Here is a 20,725-nt window from a genome sequence, read left to right on the forward strand (position 1 = left end):
AATGGATGCATGAACAGTATTGCTCCGGCTTCTACGGCGGCCTCCCTCGACGACCCTTTCTACTATCTGGCGAACTTTCGCTTCGTGTTGGCCTGGGTAGAAAAGCGCCATCATGATCTTTTAGCGGTCGAAGAGCGGCACTTCATCGAACGCTTCGCTGCGCTTTCGCGTGCCTCCCAGGCGCTACTGGTGCGCATGGTGATGCGCAAAGGCGAGCTCTTTCGCCTCGATAAGCTCGTCTACGCCGAAATTGGCGATAGCGCCACGGCCATGGCGCCGCTCAAGGCGCTGGGCTGGGTGGACGACGCCCCTGAACTCACGCTTGACGAGCTCTTTGACCAGTTGCGCTTGTCCGAGCTGCGCCAGGCGCTGGCGGACGAAATACGCCAAACGCCGCTCAAGCCTTCGAGCGCCAAAGCATTGCTAAGAGAAAAGCTGACCGCGCGTCTGTCTCATCTTCAGCAGCCGCTGGCGCGCTGGTGGCCCGAGGCGACCACGGTCGTCGTGCGCTTGCAGGTCATGGCGCTATGCGACCGCCTACGCTTGATGTTCTTTGGCAACCTTCGTCAGGACTGGGCCGAGTTCGTGCTTACCGAGCTTGGCCTGCAGCGCTTCGAGCGCGTGGCCTTTAACGCCGCCTCGCGCGCTTTTCAAAGCCGCGCCGAGGTCGATGTCTATCTTCACCTGCACTGGCTGCGCCAACGCCTCGACGAGGGCGAGTCGCCCGCTAGTGTCTATGCCGAGCTGCCGCCGCGCGCTGATAACGCCTGGCTCGACGCCCGCCGCGCACGATTCTTGTTTCAGCTGGGGCAGGGCGCCGAACGCGCAGGGGAGGCGCGGCTTGCGGTAACGCTCTACGCCGAGGCCGACACCACTGAGGCGCGCGTGCGCCGCCTACGCGTGCTCGAGCGCGAGGGGCACCATCGTGAGGCGTTGGATGTGGCCCAGCGGGCGCTTGCCGGTGGGCCGGGCGAGCACGAAGCCCAGGCGCTCGAGCGTTTGATGCCGCGCTTGGCCAAGCGCCTAGGCCTTGCACCCGTCGCCCGCGCGCAGGCGCCTGCCTTCGAGCGCTGGGAGCTAACGCTGCCGGGGCCGCAGCCGGTCGAAGCGGCCGTGGCGGCCCACGTCGCTACCCCGCACGCGCCAGTCTACTACGTCGAGAACACGTTGATCACCGGGCTTTTTGGCTTGCTTTGCTGGTCGGCGATCTTCGCTCCGCTGCCCGGTGCGTTCTTTCACCCCTTTCACCACGGCCCGGCGGATCTCTATCGCGACGACTTCGTCAGCCGTCGCCGCGAGGCGTTTGATGCCTGCCTGGCCCTACTCGACGGCCCCGGCGACGATTACCGCCAGCGCATTCGCGCTACCTGGACCGAGAAGTGGGGGCTGGCCTCGCCCTTCGTGCACTGGGCGGCGCTGCCCGAAACGCTGCTCGACCAAGCGCTGGTTTGCCTGCCCGCCGCGCACCTGCGCTTGCTGTTTACTCGGCTGTTGAGTGATCTCAAGACCAACCGGGCAGGGTTACCCGATTTGATCCAGCTGTTTCCCCAGGCCGCGCCCGGTGCGCCGCGCTACCGCATGATCGAGGTGAAGGGGCCGGGGGATCGCCTGCAGGACAACCAGCGGCGCTGGCTTGGCTTTTTCGCCCGTCACGCACTGCCGGTGGCGGTATGTCATGTGCGCTGGCAGCGCGAAGCGCCAAGCGAAGGCGAAGAGCTCACACCGTGAACGAGCCACGCTACCGCGTAGCGGTGCGGGCACTGTGCGATTTTACCGCCCGCACGGGGGATCTCGATCACCGCTTTACCCCCGCCCCAAGCGCGCAGGAGGGCATCGCGGGCCATGCGCTGGTAGCGCGACGGCGGGGTGAGGGCTATGTCACCGAGCTGCCGCTTAGTGGGCGCTATGGCGATCTTACCGTTAGCGGGCGCGCCGACGGCTTCGACCTCGAACGCCAGCGCCTGGAGGAGATCAAGACCCATCGCGGGCGGCTCGATCGTATGGCCGAGAACCAGCGCGCGCTGCACTGGGCGCAGGTCAAACTCTACGGTGCGCTGCTGTGCGCCGAGCGCGGGTTTGACTCCCTGACGCTGGCGCTGGTCTATCTGGATATTGTCACTGAGAAGGAGACGGTGCTGACCCATAAAGCCTCGGCCGAGGCGCTGCAGACGTTTTTCGTCGACCACTGCCAGCGCTTTCTCGCCTGGGCCGAGCAGGAGGCGGCGCACCGCCAGGCGCGTAACGCGGCGCTAACCTCACTCATCTTTCCCTACGCTGCCTTTCGCCCCGGCCAACGTGAGCTTGCCGAAAACGTCTACAAGGCTGCCAGCACCGGGCGCTGTCTACTCGCCCAGGCGCCAACCGGCATCGGCAAGACGCTGGGTACGCTATTCCCACTGCTCAAGGCCATGCCGCCAAAGGATCTCGACTGCGTTGCCTTTCTCACCATGAAGACGCCAGGGCGGCAGCTGGCGCTAAACGCGCTGGCCACGCTTGCCGGTGGGTCTTCTTCGGCGACTCCTTTGCGCGTACTCGAACTGGTGGCGCGAGAGAAGGCCTGCGAGCATCCCGACCTTGCCTGCCACGGTGATGCCTGCCCGCTGGCCCAAGGGTTTTACGACCGGCTACCGGCAGCGCGCGAAGCGGCGGTGGCCGCACCCTGGTGGGACCGCGCCGCGCTGCGCGAGATCGCGCTCGCCCACCGCGTCTGCCCTTACTACCTGGGGCAGGAGCTTGCGCGCTGGGCAGACGTGGCGGTTGGCGACGTCAACCACTGGTTCGATGCGCATGCCCTGCTGCACGGCCTGGCGCAGGCAAGCGATGCTCGCGTGGGCGTTTTGGTCGACGAAGCGCATAACTTGGTCGAACGCGCTCGCGGCATGTACAGCGCCGAAATCGACCAGCGCCGCTTCAACCGGGCGCGCAAAATGGCACCGGCAGCGCTTGCCAAGCCCCTAGCCCGCTTGGGGCGTCAGTGGCAGGCCGTGCTCAAGACGCAAACCGAGGGCGAGAGCGCCCCCTACCGGGTGCTCGACGCCTTGCCTTCCGCGTGGGTGGCAGCGCTGCAGGCGCTCGCCTCGGCGATCACCGATTATCTCGGCGAGCATCCCGAGCGCGCGAGCGCTGAGCTTCAGGAGCTGTTGTTCGAAGCGCTGGCCTTTTGCCGCTTGGCAGAGCGCTTCGGCGAGCATTCGCTGTGCGATCTGATCCGCCATGGCCGCGGCCAGGCGGTGCTGGGGATTCGCAACGTGATTCCCGCCGATTTTCTCGCCCCACGCATCGAGGCGGCGAAGGCGTTGGTGCTGTTCTCGGCGACGCTGCATCCGGCGCGCTTCCACCGCGATCTACTGGGGCTTCCTGCCACTACCGTATGGTGCGAGGTGGAGGCGCCTTTTATCGCGCGCCAGCTCGACGTGCGCATCCGCCAGGATATCTCCACGCGCTTTCGCCACCGCGACGCCTCAATTGCGCCCATTGCCAGTGAGATCGCCCAGCAGTTTCGCCAGCGCCCAGGACACTACTTGGCGTTTTTCAGCAGCTTCGCCTACCTCGAGGCCGTGCTCGTCCGCTTTCGCCTCGAGGTCCCCGATATTCCCGCTTTCGCACAAACGCGCGGCATGCGCGAACCCGAGCGCGAGGCCTTTCTGGAACGCTTTTCCCCTGGTGGCCAGGGCGTTGGCTTCGCCGTGCTGGGCGGCGCCTTTGCCGAAGGGATCGATCTGCCCGGCGACCGGCTCATCGGCGCCTTTATCGCCACGCTGGGCCTGCCGCCGTTCAACGCTTTCAACGAGGCGATCAAAGCGCGTCTGGCACGCCGCTTTGCCACACCCGACGACTACACCTACCGCATCCCCGGCCTGATCAAAGTGGTCCAAGCCGCCGGGCGCGTCATCCGCAGCCCAGATGACGAAGGCGTGGTGGTGCTGATGGATGATCGCTTCGCCCACCGTGACGTTCAGGCAATGCTGCCGCGCTGGTGGGCGCTGTAGCCAAACGACCTTTTTCCCGATTCTATGTTATCTGGGTTCTATTTTGCCTCGGACTTGCGTCCGCTCAGGTCTACTTAGCCTTAGTGCGACTATGCTTACGGTGGCCTCTTCGTTGCCATCGTGGTGGCCGATGTCTTTTTCGCTAACACAGTGGACGTGTCATGCAAAAACCGATCAGCTTTTTCGTGCATCACCAGGGGCGCGGACATGCCCGTCGCGCCATGGCCATCATTCGTGCCCTTTCGCCCGAGCGCCCGGTCAGCGTATTGACTGCCGACCCATCGCTGTTCGACGGTTTCGAGCGCGACATCGAGCTCATCGCCCTGCCCGACATGATCGGCGCGGCGGTGCCTACCCAGGCGCTGTTCGATCAGCCTACGCCTTCAGTGATGCACTGCGTGCCCATGGGCGTGCGTGAAATGCGCCAAACCATGCGCAGCATTCTAGATCACCTCGACGAGCGTGATGTGGGGCTCTTCGTGATCGACGTGTCGGCGGAGCTGGCGCTACTCTCGCGCATCGCCAGCGTACCTGCGGTCAAGGTACGCATGCACGGCGATCGCAACGACCCCGGCCATCTGGGCGCCTACGAGGCCTGCGTGGGCATGCTCGCGCCCTTCGACGAGCGCCTGGAACAGGCCGACTATCCTGCCGATTTGCGCCAGAAGACCTTCTATACCGGCGGGCTTTGCACCACGTCTTCGCGTATGCCGGAGCGCACCGACGCCCGCCGTCGCTTGGGTCTCGACCCCGAGCGCGAGATCGTCGTGGCGCTGACCGGCGGCGGTGGCGCGGGAACCCCCTATGCGCCGCTCACGGTCGCTGCCCGGGCGGCGCCGGAAACGCTCTTTCTGACGCTTGGGCCACTGCATAGAGAGGGACACGAGACCGACTTCGCCAATCTCATTAACATCGGCTGGGTGGATAACGTGGTGGAGTACCTGGCGGCCAGCGACATCGTGCTAGCCTCGGCGGGCGACAACACGGTGCACGAGATCGCCATGCTCGAGCGCCCCTACATCGTCGCACCAGAGTGGCGCTATTTCGGTGAGCAGACGCGCAAGGCCGAACGCCTCGCCGAGTTGGGGGCTGCGGTCGACATGCCGGTATGGCCGAGTGACTTTGCGGGCTGGCAAAGGGTGCTCGCCCAGGCGCGAGCGCTCGATGTCGAGCGTCTGGCCTCGCTTTACGCCGCCGATGCGGCGACGCGTGCCGCAGCTTGGCTCGAAGCGTGCGTCGATAGGCTGTGGGAAAATGCCCCCGTAGCGCCGGTTGCAGCCGCCAACGATCTCCAGGCCGAGGCACAAATCGATGCACAAAACGATGCCCAAGACGATGCTCAAGCCACTGAGAAGACCGAAGATGGAGCGCTTACGACCCTAGCTCGGGTTCAGCAGTAGCGCGCGCTGTCGGGCAGGCGAGCGGCGGCGATATCGGCGTCGCTCGGCTGGCGGCGTACGTCGATTCGGGGACTATCCGGCGTCCAGTCGATGGCACCCGCGTCACGAAACTGACCTAGCCAGTACTCCATGCACCAGCGCCCCCAGCGAGCATGAAAGCGTCGCGCATTGGCGATGATGGCATCGAAGTGCTGCCAGGGCGGAGCATAAAGTGGATGATGCTGATGCCAAGCAAGCGCGCCCCCGATCCAATAGAGCGGCACCTTCGCCTTGGCCAGACGCCAGGCGTAGTCGGTCTCTTCGCCGCCATAGCCAATATAGCCTTCGTCCATACCGCCCGCGCGGTGGTGATCCTCTTTCAGCAAGGCAAACGATAGCCCCCAAAGCTGGCCGTGATCGGCCTCTGAAATAGTGGCGTTCTCGGCGATGGCAGGGCGCGCCGGATGACGCTCGCCCAAGGCGGCCAAGCGCCCGAGATCGAGAGCGCCTGCTTCGTTTAGACGTACGGCGTCGGCGGGGAGGTAGTGAACCTCGCCCAAATAGAGCGCTGCGCGTGACCGCAACGCGGCGCCATAGCGCTCGACGAGCCGAGGGGAAGCGATGCAGTCCACATCGAGAAACACCAGGGCCTCAAAGCGGGCCGCCGCCACGGCGGCGTTACGCGCCTTGGCAAGGGGCAGCACATCGCCTTCGACCATGACGTGGCGCACGGGAAAGCGCGTTGCAGGAAGGTCTCTCTCGGGGGCTGGCTGCATCCAGGCGATCACCAACTCGTCAGGCGCCTGCGTTTGGGCATCGAGGCTTTTCATCAGATTGATTAGATGCTCGCGCCGGTGGCGCACCAGGGTCAGCACGCTGAGCTTCATTAGGCGATGTCTCCTAGGCGGCGAGCGTGCTGCTGGCGAAAGTGCTCGACCCCTTCGATGACACCCTGGGCGTGGGCTGCCTGAGTACAGTAGGCGTGCGCCATGCCAGGGGCGTCGAGGAGATCATCGCTGTAGTTGGCGACGACGATCGAGCAGGGCGCTGCGCGCAGCATGTCGAGATCATTGCCCGAATCACCGGCAACGTAGAGCGCTTCGCTTGCAATCCCCCACTGCGCACGCAGGTAATCGACTGCCAGACCCTTGGAGGCGTCCAATGGTAGAACGTCGAGATAGCGACCGTGACTGTGAATGACGTTGGCTTTAAGACCACGCGCCGTCAGAACGGCCTTGAGACGGTCGGGAAGGGCACTATCGCCGTCGCTGAAGTAGCTTAGCTTGTGGTGGCGCTGCTCGAGTGAGCCTTGGGGCGTTAGTTCGGTTATTTCACTCAGCGCGCGCTGGATCGCTTCGCGCTGCCAGCGGCTATCGAGATGGGCCGACCAAGCGGTGTCTTGGCGATAGGTCACGCCGTCGGCTTGGCGGTAGTACACCTCGGCACCCACCGAGGCGATGATCACGCGTGGATAGGCAATACCCGCTTGCTCGAGTATCGATAGCGCGCTGTGAAAGCTGCGCCCGGTGGCAACGCCGAATGCAAGCCCGCCCTGCGCGGCGTACCACGCATTGAAAGCGCTGATACCTTCGGCAGAGCCGGTGAGGGTGTTGTCGATGTCGCAGATCAGTAGCGACGTGATCGGCTTGGGATCGACCACTGGGCGGCGCAGTCGTGTGAGTAAATCGTGATAACGCTGGGCATGGCGTTGCCAGTCGAAAGCCCTGACGGCATCGCGCCCGCGTACGGCCATTTGCTGCCAACGGTCGTGGTCGTTGAAGAGCGCCATGGCCTCTTGGGCGAGCGCCTGGTGGTGGCGTGGGTTGATCAAAACGCCATTGCCGCACTGCTCGACGATATCGTTAGGGCCGCCGCTATCGGTGGCGATCAGTGGCAAGCCCGCCGCCGAGGCTTCGAGTAGCGTAAGCCCGAAGGGCTCGTTGAAGGCTGGATTGACGAAAATGCCGCCGCGCGCCCGTGCCCAGGCATAAAGCGCGGGCACGTCCTCGGGGGCGTGATGCTTGGGATAGGCAATGTGGCCGTAAAGGTCGTAGTCATCGATCAGCGTCAACAGTTCGTGCAGGTTATCGGCAAGTTCTGGCTCTAGGGTGTCGATGTGATCGCGCACCCCAGCGACGATCACGAGATTAGCCCGCGCCCGTAGTGCCGCGCACTCACCAAAGGCGCGTACCAGCGTGGCTAGGTTTTTACGCGTGACTGGGCGGGCGATGGCGAGTAAGGCGGGTTTTTCGGGCTGGCGTAAAAACGGATGCAGCAGCGCTTCCACCGCAGGCGTGGGCTCGGCATCGAGAAAGTCGGTGAGATGACTGCCGGGAGCGATGATGCGTATTTTGCCCGGGTCGTAGTGGTGGTAGTCGGCGTATTGACGCTCGGCCTCGTCGCGTGAGCTTGCGATGATCAGCGCGGCGTGCTCGATGGCACGCTCCTCGAAGGCGATGCGCCGCTCGAGCGCTGCGCGCGTGGCGGCACCGATACGGCTGCCGTTTTGCTCAAGGCAGAACAGTTTGCTGCGTCCCAGCGAGTGCGCGGTAAAAACGAAGGGGAGGCGATGGCGCGCATGGAGGCGGGCGGCAACTTCACCGGCATCGGCATAGTGAGCGTGAAGCATGTCGGGAGGCGCGGGTAGGGCGGCAAGCCAGGCATCGAAGGCGGTGACGAAAGAGGAGAGTTCGGTCCACAGCGCCTCCTTGGGCAAATAGCCCGGCTGATCGGTGGGAAGCCGAATCAGCGTGATCTTGGGGCCGACGTACTCCTCACGGCAGGCGTAGTCGATAGCGCTAAAGTCGTTTTCAAATGCGCGGGTGACGAGCGTGATGCGTGTAATGGCCGGATCTTCGGCCGAGGCTTCCACCAATTCGAGCAGGTAACGAATGTGGCCCCCAGTGTCGGCGGTGATGCCATACTCGATATCATGGCTGCGCAGGCAACCCTGTAACGCCAGATGTACGATATGCATATCGTGAATTCCTTTTCACTAAAGAGGTGTCTTCCTCGCTATGTTCTTGCAAACGCCCTTACGCATTGCTCAGGTAGCGCCTGTCATTTACCCCACGCCGCCTATCGACAATGGCGGCACCGAGCGGATCGTCTCCGACCTGACCGAGGCGCTGGTCGCACTGGGTCATGAGGTGACCCTCATTGCCCCCGCCGATAGCCGTACGCGAGCGCGACACTTGGCAACACCGCCTAGCTTGCACCACTGGCAGGCGCGCGAGGCCCAAGTGCCGCCCGGCGTGCCCGGCGTTTTGGAAGCCTGTGTGCTCGAACTTCTCCGGCGCCATCTCGACGAGTTCGATGTCATTCACTGCCACGGTGAGTTCGGCCACGCTGCGCTTCTAGGCGAGCGGCGGCGGCAAAGCCTAACCACCGTACACTGGCGCGTCGACGAGCTGGATCGTCAGCTTTTCTTCGCCAATTTTCCCGATTTACCGGTGGCCTCCATATCGCGCGCCCAGGGAATTTCGATCCCCACGGGCAACCATCTTGGAACGGTGTATCACGGCCTCGATTCCAGGCGCTTTAATTTAGGTGAAGGTTCGGGAGAATATTTAGCCTTCATTGGTCGGATGACGGACCAAAAACGCCCTGATCGCGCCATTGAGGTGGCGCGCGCCACCGGGCGCACGCTGAAGCTTGCCGGTGAGGTCGACGTGGGTAACCCGGGCTGGTTCGACCGTCACGTAGCCCCCGCGCTAGGCGCAGGCATCGAGCACGTAGGCGCGCTCGATGATCGGCAAAAACAGACGTTTCTCGGCGAGGCGTCCGCGCTTCTCTTTCCTATCGACTGGCCGGAGCCCTTTGGGTTGGTGATGATCGAGGCGATGGCCTGCGGTACGCCGGTGATTGCCTGGCGCAACGGTGCCGTGGAGGAGATCGTCGAGCAGGGCGTAAGCGGCTTCATCGTCGAGTCGCACGCCCAAGCGGTCGAGGCGGTGGGGCGACTGCCCGAGCTCGACCGTCGCCGGGTGCGCCAGGCGTTTCTCGAACGCTTCGGCGCAGAGCGGATGGCACACGACTATGTTGCGCTCTATCGCGCTCTGCTCACCGCTTGATAAAGGGTGGCGCCCGCGCCCTCAGTGCTGGCTATCGGCCTTGAGCAGCGTTTTGCCGAGTAGGGTGACGATGAGGGTAAGCGCCAGGCACACGAGCGCCATCGCGATGAAGACGTCACGTAGCGACGGTAGCCAGCCCGACACCCAGGCGACGAAGATGGGTGAGACGAACTGACCAAAGAAAAACGTCGAGGTGAAGCCGCCGAACACACGCCCGCGCACCCGCTCCGGGGTGATGCGCATGAGCCAGGTGGTGGTGTTGGGCATGAATAGCCCAAGCCCGCTGCCGGCCACCGCCGCACCAAGGATCGACGCGCCGTAGCTGTGGGTTGCCCCAACGATTCCCAAGCCAGAGGCGGCGATGGCGAAGCCCAGCACGTAGATGCTCATCACCGAGAGCTTGGCTTTGAGGCGGCCATAGCAGAAACTGACGATGCTGGCGGTCAGTGCTGCCATGGAGAGCGCAATGCCGATCGCCACGCCGCTAACCTCGTCCTGCTCGGAGAGCAGAAAGGGCAACTGGGCGGGAAACATGTAGAACATCACCATGCTGATCATGGCGATGAAGTAGGCGAGCGCGGTACGGCCGACGTCTACCCGCGCGGTAGGTATGCTGGCTTCAGGGCTGGAGGCAGTGCTTGTCCGCGGCTCCCTAAGTACGGCCAAGGCGTAAGGGAAGAGTAAGACACCGGTGAGATAGAGCAGAAAAGGGCCGCGCCAGCTCCAATCCGACAAGAGCCCGCCGAGGTTGATAAAGATCACCCCGCCAAGCGCCATCGCGCTGCTCTGCAGGCCCAGAAAGCGCACCCGCTCCGTACCGCTGAAGTAGTCGCCTACCAGGGTCGTGCTGATGCTCAGGATGCCCGCCACTGCCACCCCCATCAGCGCCCGCGAGGCCAGCAGCAGGCCGACCTGATCGATCAAAAAGCCGGAAGCCCCAGCCAGCCCATAGACGGAGAGCATGGCGAGCAAGAGCGGCTTGCGCCCAAAACGGTCGGCAAGATAACCCATCAAGGGGCTGAAGAGCGTGATCATCAGCGCAGGCAGAGTCAGGATCAACTGAATCACTACCTGTGGCGCCTCGTTAAAGAATCGCCCAATGCCGGGCAGCGCAGGGGAGATGATCGCACCGGACATCACGGTCATGGTGCTGGCGAGCAGCAGTACGGCCTTGGTGTGGGCGTTATGAATGATGGTGGACATCCTTAGACGTTCGGTAGGAAAGCGCCCAGCTTAGCACAGCGGTTAGCCCGCTACTTTTTGTCGCCAGCCAAGGCTCTTGGTCGGTAGCGACTGGCCGCGAAGCCTAGCGGCCCTTATCATAAGGCCCAATCCGTCAAACCTATCCCCGTTGCGAGTGCTCATGACCCACGCTAAAACACCCTTCATCGTCGTGCTGACCTTGGCGCTGACGATCATGCTGGGCCCATTTTCCATGGATACCTATTTGCCAGCATTTCCGGCTATCGGCGAATCACTCGGGGTTTCTCAGCATGCGGTGTCGCTAAGCGTGTCGGTATACGTGCTTGCTCTGGCGCTGGGGCAGTTGGTGGGTGGGGCACTGTCGGACCGTTTCGGACGTCAACGGGTGCTGATGGGTGGCCTTGCGATCTTTATCGTGGCGAGCATCGCCATCGGTACCGCTGACTCGCTTGGCATGCTGCTGGGCGGACGGATAGTGCAAGCCTTCGGCGCTGGCTGGACGCTGGTATCGGTACCTGCGCTCGTGCGCGACCGGGTCACCGGGCGCGACGCGGCCAAACTCTTCTCGATGATGGGGTTCATCATCGTATTGGCTCCCGGAATCGCCCCTAGCGTGGGCAGCGCGATCCTTGCGTTGGGCTCCTGGCACTATATCTTCTTTGCGCTGGCGGCGTATGCGCTAGCGCTGATACCGCTACTGATCCGGGTGCTGTTTACCGGGCCGGGCAGGGTCTCGCGGGCTAAGGGGCCTGAAATGGGCCTATTGGCGCGCTATAAACTCGTGCTCTCGACCAAACCGGCGCTGCCGTTCATCGCCTGGCAGGCAGGGTCGTTCTCGGTGATGATGATGTTCATCACCTACGCCTCGTTCATCTACCAGGGCCATTTTGCCCAGGACTCTTCTACGTTTTCGCTGCTGTTCGCTGCCAATATCGTCGCCATGTTCCTGTTCAACGTGCTCAACCGGGTGCTCTTATCGCGGCTGCCATCGCTGCGTATTCTCCAGCTGGCAACGGCGTGCCAGGCGGTGGGTATGGTCGCGCTGCTGGCCGCGACGTTCTTGGGGGCGCCGCTTTATCTGTTCCTACCCGCCATGATGCTGACCATCGGCCCGGTAGGCGCTATCTCGCCCAATATCCAGGCCTGTTTCCTGGAATTCTTCCCCACCAGCGGAGGCACCGCCGCAGCCCTTCTGGGCGCAGCCCAGTTCGGCATCGCCGGTATACTGAGTGGTCTCTCCACCGCCTTGCCCCAATCGCTGGAATCCGTCGTGCTGGCCATGGCCGCCTGCGGCGCGGTAGCGTATCTACTGCTCGCGCGTTCATTGATCAAAGGCCGCGCGGCGGTGGAGGCGCGTTAGCCCTAACGTTAATTAAAGGAAGAGAGAGCGACGGGGGCTCAAACCCAGTTCGGCGACCTTGCCCATGTGATTAAAAAGTCTCAAATGTTTTGCTAGGCTGATCAGCTCAGCCCAAAAGGCGACTATCTGGTAACGATTGCAGCTCAAAGTGCTGACGTTAAGTACGTTCTGGCTGGAAACCGTTCGATTTCGTCGAGCGTTGAGCTAGTTGATCTAACCGAAGGTATGGTATTCATATCCATATACGAAATCGAAGCCGCCGCCGGTACGCGGCGCAGCTTCGAGGGCGAGCCGATCAAGACCTCCTTGCAGTTCCCGCGCAGCGAGCAGACCGCCCAGGGGCTGGACCCCGCGCAGGTCGTGGGGGTGCAGGTGCGGGGTGATTCGATGGACGGCACCCTAGCTGATGGCGATTGGGTGCTGGTGAACCGGGCGGCCCGCGACCCGAAGCAGGAGGGGTGTTTTTGCTGCTGGTGAGTGGGGAGCGGCGGATCAAGCGCGTGCAGCGCCTCGCCGGGAGGCGTTGTACCTGATCAGTGATAACGAGCTGTACCAGCCCGAGATGATCAAGCCGCAGGATATGGGGGATATGGAAATTCTGGGGCGATGTGAGATTCGGATTGGGCGGGTGGTTTGAATACTTCAAAAACATTAGGGAATATATATGAAAGTCAATATTAATAAGCTTAGCGTTGATATGGAAGTAAAACAACGTGGTGTTGAATTTCGTGTTTACGATAACCAAGGCAACTTTAAAGGTGATATGTACGTTGTCAGTTCTGGACTAATTTGGTGTAAAGGTCGAATCAAAAAGGAAAATGGAATTAAAGTTTCTTGGGATGAGTTTATGGAATGGATGGAAAATTAGTTTAATAAATCTGTTGGTTGTAGTAATTATAGTTTTGAGAAACATTCGGTGTTAAGTGGTGTAATGAAACTAAAGGAAAATTCAACAAGGTATAATTATGGCTACAACTAATAAAGTTTTACGTTACTTTAGGTGCGTTAGTGATAATAATCCCTTTGATTTGGAGTCATTAATAAGCTTCTGTAGAGAGCAAGTGGGCACAGTTGGTGAATCAGAGTGGCGCCAAGCTGGAGAGGTCATTCGAATTCAACATTATCGGCAGGAAAATCACGGAGTACTTTTGCATTTTGTTCGCTATGTGCCTGGAGAGAGCAGTGACACACTTACACCTGGCGCAGAAAGTGAAGAGGATAACGAAGAACCCTATCCTGCCCCCCAAGGCATGGAGTATAAAGATGGTGATTTTTTTATGTATTGTTGCGGCCATGATGTGATTGGAACGGCTCATGGTAGAAGTATGCATCATTCTAAAATCACGCAATATCTTAAGTACTACTTGCAAATTGGAACAACTGATAATATTAACCCAGAAGGTATTGAGTATAGTTTTAAATTAAGTACTGCATTGAACTTAGAGAAGTATCGTGTGATAGAAAGACATGGTGTCTCAAGGGTGGAGTTTTCCGCTAGTGCATATAATGCCAGTTACTATGAACATGGTCATCATGAGAACTGGTTTAGAAGGTATGTTTTACAAGCGACCGCTGATGCTGTTAAAAACAGACTTGGAAGATATGATGATGAATCTCAAATGACTGCGATGGAAGACTTGATCGTCGAGGGGACAGTTAAGTTAAAAGGTAATACAAGAGCTAATGATATTGCAAAATCCCAGCTCAGAGAGATTGCAGAAGAAGCAATAGAAGATGACGGAATAGTTATTTATACCCATGATGGGGAACCTCTTCGTTCTTTTGATATGAGATTGCAAACGAAAGCATCCGTAGAGAGATATGGGAAAAGTGTGTACTATGATAGTGTTTGGGTTAAGCTGAAGGCTTATTATAGAAAGCTGGAAGGAGATCGCTTGTTAGGGCAATGAGATGAAAAATATTGATTGGTTTTTGTCACTTAAGCTCCTTGTTGTATGCCTCGTTGCTGCGGTAGGGGCTTTTTATGGCCAGCCATTAATTCATGATAATTCTGATGCTTCGGATGTATTGATAAATGTTTTTTCGATTCTTGCTGGTTTTCTTATAGCGGTGATGACTATTATAGGAGAGCCTATTTTTTATCGTAAGAAAACATGGAGGTATAATAGAGCAGCAAGGAATAATTATGTAAAATCTTTGATTAGGCATAAGGATCTTTTTCATGCTTATCTTATTACTTTAGCATTGATTTTCTTATCACGGTTGGTTGATGATAATTCCTATCCTTTATTTCACTTATGGCTGGAACGTTCCTTTATATTCTTTTCAGTTATAGCTTTTCTGTTTTCCATTACATTGCCAGATAAGCTTATTAACAAGCAGCTAGCGAAGTATGATGACCAAGTTGAAGAGAAAAAAGCAAAGTAGTGCTTAAGTATCATATTTAAAATATGAGTAAAAAACGTCTAGTATAGAATAATAAAAAGTACTCAACTACTTAAATTTTGACTGAGTAGTGAGTGTTCGATGAGTTGTCTCTTCACCTTTATGAGCCTTCGTCAATTCATCCTAGTTCGTTGTATAGCGCGGACTTCGGCTCGCGCAATGTAGTTGCTAGGGGGCTATCGCCCTCTTCCTTCTACCCGCCTAATACAGCACCAAGCGCTGCTACAAGCCCGGGGTGCTCAGACATCTCCCACAAATTAGCTTTCCACTTGCTCTTTTGCTCTGGCGGTATGCTGTGCGATTGATCAATCGCTTTTTTAGCTGATATATGTTTTTTATATAGTATTATGGCTAAGGAAAGCGGCATGCAAGCGTTAATCGTCGTCGCTTAATGTGGAGAAAGCACAGGGCAACAGCATGCGAGTGAATTACTTGGGGCCAGCAGTGGTGGGCGTGGAGCACCCAGCCGTAGCCGATATTGATAAGCAGAAATTTCCGCCCAGTTATTTTTTTGTTGAGGTGAGTGAAGAGGCTAAACCCGGCGGGTTATGGCTGAAAGGCGATGTGCTGGTGGTGGATGAGGCGCGCTCGTTTGGCCATGTCGATCATGTGGTGGCGGAAGTAGAGGGCGAATACCGGCTGTTTAAATCGCACCGGGTGGGCAGCCGCTGCCGGTTGCTGCCTGCTAATGGTGGGCAGGGGTGTTTTGTCAATACGAAACAGTTCAAGGGGGTGGTGGTGAGACAGGCGCGGTGCTGGGCGGTGTAGGGATAATTGCCCCATCTGCGATGGGGCATGGTTGCTTAAAATCGTGATGATAAGTATTGATGCAAACTTCTCTCAAGCTCTCCCGTTGAGATGCAACGATCTGGTTTTACGACGGCTAGGCTGCCGTCCCACGTGCTTTGCAACGTATAGCTTGCATTGCCGAAGATATTTGGCTGTACGGATACTCGACCAGCTTGCTCTCGCACCAGGACATTCAAGTTTGCTGTGGCGTTTACGTCTCTCAGTACGTACATACTTCCTACATCAATAGCGCCACAATCAATCTGGCTATGGCTAGCACCTAGGGCGTAATCAGAGCCAATAATACCTGACGCTTTTTCAATATTTTTAATGGGTATGTTATTTGTCGCAAACCAGTCTACTGTGGCTTCCCAAACTTGTGAAAACTCGCCATTGTAGGTCTCAATATAATTGCGGCCTGGATCATAGGGGGCTTGTATGGAGGGGGCTGCACACCCTGTTAGCAAGGCTGCTACTGAAGTAGATAATAGTATTTTTTTCATTTTGCGTTTTTCCCTTAGATGTGAAAGCTAGCGTTGTATCCCGCTAGTCGAATTATGTTGCCTTAGGAGGTGAATATTTGCTATATCGCCTTTAGAGGTATTGGAGTGGTTGGTGTGTACACTACTTTACGGCTTTCTTACGGCCCTTCAGCTTGGTGGGCTTCTTGCATGGAAGGTCATAGTGCATAGGGCCTGGCGTATCTAATACTTCTTTTGAAATGGTTGGCCACCATTCAATCAGCCGTAAGGCAGTTTCCCATGCCTTAGCGTTTTTCCAATCATTGCCCAGGTTGATCGTGGTGATACCGCAATTTTCAAATACAAATTTTTCACGGTTCCCTTTTTGGAAACGGTCTTTTGACACGATCACCCAGCTCTTATCTGATTGCTTGAGCTGTTCCAGCCACACTTCATCTGGCATGCCAGGGCCGCCGTTGACCTCACGGGCATGCAAAACTGTGTGGCTTTCACTGCAGAGTTTGGCTAGTTGGTTAAGGGCGTTGGCGATGTGATGGCTTATATTTTCGTCAATGAAGAAGTGCACCCGATAAAATCCTTTCTTCGAATTTTACTGCGCGCTCTACTTCTTCTTGCGTTACGTCATACGCACGCGCTGCATCTGCTGCGCTACCTTCTACCTTAGCCGCTTGGGCCAGTGTGGCGGTGGGCATGTGGCTTGGTAACACGATGGGCTTGCCGAAGGCAAAGCGCGGATCGATCACAACACTTGTGTCTTCGGGGTCGGGCTGCCAGCGAATGGGGTAGCCTGCCGCGTCGAACTCAATGCCCGCTTTTAGTGAGGGTGAGATCACATCGTGAAACACGTTTTGACGCTTCACCAAGTCGGTGATAGCCGTCTCGCCACTTTCTTCCAGCACCTTTAAAAATACTTTTTTGCCATCGGTGCTGAGCTGCGGATTGATCAGGGGATAATCACGCTGTAGGTAGTCTCTGAGTACATGCAGTGCTTCACGAATTACCGGCAGGCTGACGTTGTGGCGGCGGAACTGTGCCACGGCACGGAGTTCGAGCAGGTCTTTAAAGCTGAGTGTGTCTTCTGCGCCTAACGCTTGGGGTTCTGGCTGCCAGAGAGGCCCTTTAGACGACCGCGCAGGCATGAGCCAGCGGCGAATTTTATCCGCCTCTACGCCAGTCAGGCGCTCTGCTTGCTTGGGGCTGTAAAGCCCGATGTTAGTGAATGCGGTCATGGTCTACCCCCTAGCGTAGCGCTAGGTATGAAATACGGCGGCTTGAACGGGTGTATTTTAGAGTGTTTTACTCTGTTGCACATGGCTATAGTCTGACACTTTACGTGGACAGCGCAAGAAGAAAGCGTCTCCATCCTGATACTGCACGTGTAACCACGGTCGTTCAGATCGTGGCGCACTTCGTCAATGATCCAGGGCGTGGCATCGATTTCGGGTTTGTAGCCCACGGTGGCCACCGGGGTTTCTGGGTAGATGTCGGCGCGCCCTTCGGCCAGGTCTAGCGTCAGTTCGGAATGTTTGCGTTGCAGGCGCGTGAGCTCGGCGGTGGCTTCTTCAATGGCGTGCGCTTCTGTCGCGTAGGTATGGCGTAGGCGCTTTGCATTTTCGCTATTGCCCACCAGCACTTCCTTGCGTTCCGTGTAATGCCCCCCCTGGTTTCTGCACACCCTACGCAGATACTGCGGGGGTGGGCTCGGGGTGCCCACATAGTCTAGAGACTGATGCGGCCGCTCTTCGTTGTAGTACCGGATCCAGCGATCAATCACGGCTCGGGCTTGGCCCAGAGACTCGAAGCGATGGAGCCAGATGCACTCTTCCTTCAAGGAGCGGAAGAAGCGCTCGACGAGCCCGTTCTGCTCCGGGGTATACGGCATCGTGAACTCCTGCCTGAGGCCATAGGCCTTCAACGTACCGGTGTAGTGGCGACTGCTGAACACAAGCCCGTTATCTGATCGAAGAGCCAACGGTTGCTGAATACGTTCTAGCGCTCCCAGCCGATAGATCAGTGCTTCCTCCAGCGCAGCCTCTGCCGCCTTGCTGCTGCCATTATCGGATAATCGCCAGCCGAGGATCTCTCGTGTACAGCGGTCAATGATCACTGCCAGACTAGCTCGCCGATTCTTACCGCACCACACATGGGTGAGGTCTGTCGCCCGGCGCTCATCAGGCCTCGAGGCAGCGGATGGCAAGCTCTTAGCGCGAGGGCGGAAGCCTTGAGGCCGTTTGCGTACCTGCCAGCCCTTGAGCTGCAGGATGCGCTGAATCGGCTTACGGTTTTCACCCAGCACACACGCCAGTCGGCGATAGCCATAGGTGGGGAACCGCTCCAACGTCAGCTTCACCCGCGCCGCTAAGTCGTCACTGATGACACGCTGCCGCGACTGGGGCCGGTAATACAGGCTTCGCCGGGGTAACCCCAGCCATCGGCAGAGCTTGACCAGCGACACCACATGGCCCTCCTCGGCCAGTTGCGCCTGCAGCGACCTTACGAGTTCTCGTCCTCGTCGAGCAGGCGTCGAAACTTTTTAGCGCATAGATCTGCAGGTGGGCCTCTCCCAGCGCCTCTTTGGTCTCCCGTAGTTCAGATTCGCACTGCTCGCGGACGTCCTTCGGGCGAGCTCTGAACCCGTTTTCCATACTGCGCTGGGCCTCATTCATCCAACCCTCAAGCTCGGAGACGGTGAGATCGTGCTGCCGAGCCACTTCAGCGACGGTAGCCTTGCCTTTGAATATGTCCATGACGACGGCGGCTTTGCGCTTCGCCGTCCAACGTTTGACGGTAGGTTCATTGCTCATTTTATCCTCCTAATGGCTGCACTATAGCCTGTGCAGCTCGGGAGGGGGTCACTTCAGCACCACCCTGATGAGTTGGTGAAGCAGTTCCGGTGGGGGGCTGATTAGCCGCGAAGAGTATCTCACTCAAAAAGAGATCGAGCCACGCCACTTAACCGATATCCAACGGGCGGCGCGTTTCTTCTACCTGCAGAAGCTGGCGTTTGGCGGTAAGGTCAGCGGTTTCTCCACCACGCATGAACCTGTTACGCATTAAGGAAGATTTAAGCGATGCCCACCTACGCCTATCAAGGGCGGTGGTCGAACACCTGGATTGGGCGGAATGCATCCGGCGTTATGATCGGGAAGGCACGCTGTTCTATCTCGACCCGCCATACTGGGGCACCGCTGGGTACGGCTGCGACTTCACCTTGGAAGAGTACTATCGGATGGGCGAGCTAGCCCGAACAGGGCAGGGGCAGTTTGCTATTAGCGTTAACGATACGCCGGAGATGCGTGATGCATTTAAGGGCTTAACTCTGCAAACAACTTTAATTAGGTATACTGTGGGGCAGCAAGCGACCGAGCCACGCGGAGAGCTCATTATCACCAACCGGTAAGTCTCTAGCCAGCTACCCATGCTAAGCCGCTCCGAAAGGGGCGGTGTTTTTCGATAGATACAGGAAAAGCCAAATGATTACACTTAGCCTCCCAGGAGTATCGTTGCCAGTTAAAGCGAAGGATTATAAGTATTTAGAGAATGCTTATGATAAGTATCTATTTAACACCAATCACCGACCATCACAATTTGGCCTAGAGGTAGCCTACTGGCGCTGCTATAAAAAAAGAGCCTCTGCAAAGCTTATAGACGACCTTGCTCAGGTGTCATGGGGACCCATGAATGCATGGGAAGTTTTCGGCAAATCAAGCCCGGCGCTAATTCAATGGAACCATGCAAACCATTCAATTAAAGAAAAGTGGGGTTTTAAGCATCCAAAAATATGGAGAGCTTTTTCAGTTTTCTCAACTCCTGTCCTGTTTTTTGCATCCGCGTTTCTGCTATTCACAGGTTTTTTTGCTGTAGCCGAAGTGATCGTGCTATGGGTTAAAGCCTCACTCAGTGACTTCCATGATTCAAAAGAAGTTCTCTTATTTTTTACTTTTTTCTTTGGAACGTTAGGCCCTGCACTTATCAGTACAGGAGCTTATGGTATCTATATCACAGTAATAACAACTAAGAGTGCTTCTTTGGAGTCGCATGTTCAAGAGCTAAAGAGACTAGTAGATGAGCATCAGGCGAGCTAAAAGCTTTCCCACGCCGCGCCATCGTCACCCCGCCCCGCCCGCGCGCTAAATGTAGAGGTTTTTATGCACCCTTGCGGTAGGCTCTCAAGCCGTGCCACTGCTGGGCGGGAAGGCGGTTCTAAGGAGTTGTTTTTTATGCGTTTTCATGCGCGTTTATGCACTTTTTCGCAGTGTTCAACAAGGTGGTGGGGTGAAGTGCGAGGCGAGCAGATTCAAGATGTTTTTTCGGTGAGCCTCTCAGGTTCGCTCATCCATTAGGTGGTCAATCACGTGAGGCATTTCGGCATAGGTTATCCATAGTTTCACTGTGTCGGAGGGAGTAAGGCCTACTTTCGCGCCTTGGTTCTGCAGGCGGATATCAAAAACGATAGTGGGCTCGCCGGTGGGCGTTTCGCGCAGGGAGTAGCGGAATATCTTAATTTTTGGGCGGCGTTCACGCTTTAATCACCAGTTCATTAGGTGTGCTGAAAAGCCTATTCGGAATTAATGATTTCATCTGTTAGAGACGTAACTTTCTTTACGATGTTGTCAGAGTTTAAAGCCATGCGTGAGTAAGTTTTATCTAAGCGTGCTGAAATTTGGTGTAAATCCGCAACTTTAAGATTTTTCCTTCCTTCAATTATAAAATTTTGTGCACTTTCAGCATCCTCTCTCATTCCAATCACTTCTACCTCATGTAGCTGCTTTAGCCACTCCTTTGCTTTATTAAATGCTGCCTTCTTGACAGGGTCATTGATTTTTTTCTTTTTCAGCTCTGACCTTAGATCACTTGTTGAGATTAGAATTTTCTTAGCTTCTATTGCATTTCGCGTGGCCTTCTCAAGGACTCTGCTGTACAACTCCTCTTTCCTTAATATATTGCTTAGCCATGCAACGTATATGGCAACAAATAAACCAATTAGCGATGCAACTGAGGCAGTTGCCTGTATAAGATTTAAGGTTTCGGTTTTCACTTGTGC

21 protein-coding genes are annotated in these 20,725 nt (G+C 57.3%); 12 read left to right on the forward strand and 9 right to left on the reverse strand.

Annotated features, from left to right (window positions below; all coding sequences use genetic code 11):
- Positions 1–9: 9 nt before the first annotated feature.
- The 3 genes from LLY24_RS13900 (at position 10) to LLY24_RS13910 (ending at position 5,389) form a co-directional block, all read left to right on the forward strand.
- Positions 10–1,728: a VRR-NUC domain-containing protein gene (locus tag LLY24_RS13900; protein WP_259036899.1), complete on the forward strand. Its 1,719-nt coding sequence runs from the start codon at positions 10–12 to the stop codon at positions 1,726–1,728.
- Complete coding sequence (locus tag LLY24_RS13905) at positions 1,725–3,989, forward strand: ATP-dependent DNA helicase (RefSeq protein WP_259036900.1); 2,265 nt, start codon at positions 1,725–1,727, stop codon at positions 3,987–3,989. The genes LLY24_RS13900 and LLY24_RS13905 overlap by 4 nt, the downstream gene beginning before the upstream one ends.
- A 161-nt stretch (positions 3,990–4,150) precedes the next feature.
- Positions 4,151–5,389, forward strand: a complete 1,239-nt coding sequence (locus LLY24_RS13910) for a glycosyltransferase (protein WP_259036901.1) — start codon at positions 4,151–4,153, stop codon at positions 5,387–5,389.
- On the opposite strand, the gene LLY24_RS13915 is transcribed toward LLY24_RS13910, so the two are convergent.
- Together LLY24_RS13915 and LLY24_RS13920 are read right to left on the reverse strand one after the other, a co-directional pair.
- Positions 5,380–6,255, reverse strand: coding sequence for a glycosyltransferase family 2 protein (locus LLY24_RS13915; protein ID WP_259036902.1), 876 nt, complete (start codon positions 6,253–6,255; stop codon positions 5,380–5,382). The genes LLY24_RS13910 and LLY24_RS13915 overlap by 10 nt on opposite strands.
- Positions 6,255–8,345 carry an HAD-IIB family hydrolase gene (locus LLY24_RS13920; RefSeq protein WP_259036903.1) on the reverse strand — a complete coding sequence of 697 codons (2,091 nt, stop codon included), beginning with the start codon at positions 8,343–8,345 and terminating at the stop codon, positions 6,255–6,257. Before LLY24_RS13920 ends, LLY24_RS13915 begins: the two co-directional genes overlap by 1 nt.
- A 40-nt stretch (positions 8,346–8,385) precedes the next feature.
- Between LLY24_RS13920 and LLY24_RS13925 the strand changes: the two genes are divergently transcribed.
- Entirely contained in the window at positions 8,386–9,441 is a 1,056-nt protein-coding gene (locus LLY24_RS13925) for a glycosyltransferase family 4 protein (RefSeq protein ID WP_259036904.1), read from the forward strand.
- 21 nt (positions 9,442–9,462) lie between these two features.
- Here LLY24_RS13925 and LLY24_RS13930 read toward each other — a convergent pair whose 3' ends face one another.
- Positions 9,463–10,644: an MFS transporter gene (locus LLY24_RS13930; RefSeq protein ID WP_259036905.1), complete on the reverse strand. Its 1,182-nt coding sequence runs from the start codon at positions 10,642–10,644 to the stop codon at positions 9,463–9,465.
- A 160-nt stretch (positions 10,645–10,804) separates the two neighbouring features.
- Here LLY24_RS13930 and LLY24_RS13935 point away from each other — a divergent pair, with 160 nt between their 5' ends.
- The 6 genes from LLY24_RS13935 (at position 10,805) to LLY24_RS13960 (ending at position 15,178) form a co-directional block, all read left to right on the forward strand.
- Positions 10,805–12,004 carry a Bcr/CflA family efflux MFS transporter gene (locus LLY24_RS13935; RefSeq protein ID WP_259036906.1) on the forward strand — a complete coding sequence of 400 codons (1,200 nt, stop codon included), beginning with the start codon at positions 10,805–10,807 and terminating at the stop codon, positions 12,002–12,004.
- A 225-nt stretch (positions 12,005–12,229) separates the two neighbouring features.
- The gene (locus tag LLY24_RS13940; protein ID WP_259036907.1) at positions 12,230–12,481 is read left to right on the forward strand and encodes a S24 family peptidase; all 252 of its coding nucleotides are present in this window, start codon (positions 12,230–12,232) and stop codon (positions 12,479–12,481) included.
- 187 nt (positions 12,482–12,668) lie between these two features.
- On the forward strand, positions 12,669–12,872 hold the full coding sequence (locus tag LLY24_RS13945; RefSeq protein ID WP_259036908.1) for a hypothetical protein: 204 nt from the start codon (positions 12,669–12,671) through the stop codon (positions 12,870–12,872).
- A 97-nt stretch (positions 12,873–12,969) separates the two neighbouring features.
- A complete protein-coding gene (locus LLY24_RS13950) occupies positions 12,970–13,914 on the forward strand; it encodes a hypothetical protein (RefSeq protein WP_259036909.1) in 945 nt (314 codons plus the stop codon).
- Position 13,915: 1 nt separating this feature from the next.
- Positions 13,916–14,392 (forward strand): hypothetical protein, encoded by a 477-nt coding sequence (locus tag LLY24_RS13955; RefSeq protein ID WP_259036910.1) that lies wholly within the window; start codon positions 13,916–13,918, stop codon positions 14,390–14,392.
- A gap of 435 nt (positions 14,393–14,827) precedes the next feature.
- Positions 14,828–15,178 carry a LexA family transcriptional regulator gene (locus LLY24_RS13960; protein WP_259036911.1) on the forward strand — a complete coding sequence of 117 codons (351 nt, stop codon included), beginning with the start codon at positions 14,828–14,830 and terminating at the stop codon, positions 15,176–15,178.
- Between the two features lie 35 nt (positions 15,179–15,213).
- Here LLY24_RS13960 and LLY24_RS13965 read toward each other — a convergent pair whose 3' ends face one another.
- The 5 genes from LLY24_RS13965 to LLY24_RS13985 all read right to left on the reverse strand — a co-directional run bounded on the left by LLY24_RS13965 (position 15,214) and on the right by LLY24_RS13985 (position 18,485).
- Complete coding sequence (locus LLY24_RS13965) at positions 15,214–15,702, reverse strand: hypothetical protein (RefSeq protein ID WP_259036912.1); 489 nt, start codon at positions 15,700–15,702, stop codon at positions 15,214–15,216.
- Between the two features lie 121 nt (positions 15,703–15,823).
- Positions 15,824–16,246, reverse strand: coding sequence for a PIN-like domain-containing protein (locus LLY24_RS13970; RefSeq protein ID WP_259036913.1), 423 nt, complete (start codon positions 16,244–16,246; stop codon positions 15,824–15,826).
- Complete coding sequence (locus LLY24_RS13975) at positions 16,230–16,910, reverse strand: helix-turn-helix domain-containing protein (RefSeq protein WP_259036914.1); 681 nt, start codon at positions 16,908–16,910, stop codon at positions 16,230–16,232. Before LLY24_RS13975 ends, LLY24_RS13970 begins: the two co-directional genes overlap by 17 nt.
- Positions 16,907–18,157: an IS3 family transposase gene (locus LLY24_RS13980; protein WP_259036998.1), complete on the reverse strand. Its 1,251-nt coding sequence runs from the start codon at positions 18,155–18,157 to the stop codon at positions 16,907–16,909. The genes LLY24_RS13975 and LLY24_RS13980 overlap by 4 nt, the downstream gene beginning before the upstream one ends.
- On the reverse strand, positions 18,048–18,485 hold the full coding sequence (locus tag LLY24_RS13985) for a DUF1153 domain-containing protein (protein ID WP_259036915.1): 438 nt from the start codon (positions 18,483–18,485) through the stop codon (positions 18,048–18,050). The genes LLY24_RS13980 and LLY24_RS13985 overlap by 110 nt, the downstream gene beginning before the upstream one ends.
- A gap of 233 nt (positions 18,486–18,718) precedes the next feature.
- Here LLY24_RS13985 and LLY24_RS13990 point away from each other — a divergent pair, with 233 nt between their 5' ends.
- A complete protein-coding gene (locus tag LLY24_RS13990; protein WP_259036916.1) occupies positions 18,719–19,081 on the forward strand; it encodes a DNA adenine methylase in 363 nt (120 codons plus the stop codon).
- A 73-nt stretch (positions 19,082–19,154) separates the two neighbouring features.
- The gene (locus tag LLY24_RS13995) at positions 19,155–19,766 is read left to right on the forward strand and encodes a hypothetical protein (protein WP_259036917.1); all 612 of its coding nucleotides are present in this window, start codon (positions 19,155–19,157) and stop codon (positions 19,764–19,766) included.
- A 473-nt stretch (positions 19,767–20,239) separates the two neighbouring features.
- Here LLY24_RS13995 and LLY24_RS14000 read toward each other — a convergent pair whose 3' ends face one another.
- On the reverse strand, positions 20,240–20,719 hold the full coding sequence (locus LLY24_RS14000; RefSeq protein ID WP_259036918.1) for a hypothetical protein: 480 nt from the start codon (positions 20,717–20,719) through the stop codon (positions 20,240–20,242).
- Between the last annotated feature and the right edge of the window lie 6 nt (positions 20,720–20,725).

The sequence above is a fragment of the Halomonas dongshanensis genome (assembly GCF_024790395.1).
In the GTDB taxonomy this organism is placed as follows: Bacteria; Pseudomonadota; Gammaproteobacteria; order Pseudomonadales; family Halomonadaceae; genus Vreelandella; species Vreelandella dongshanensis.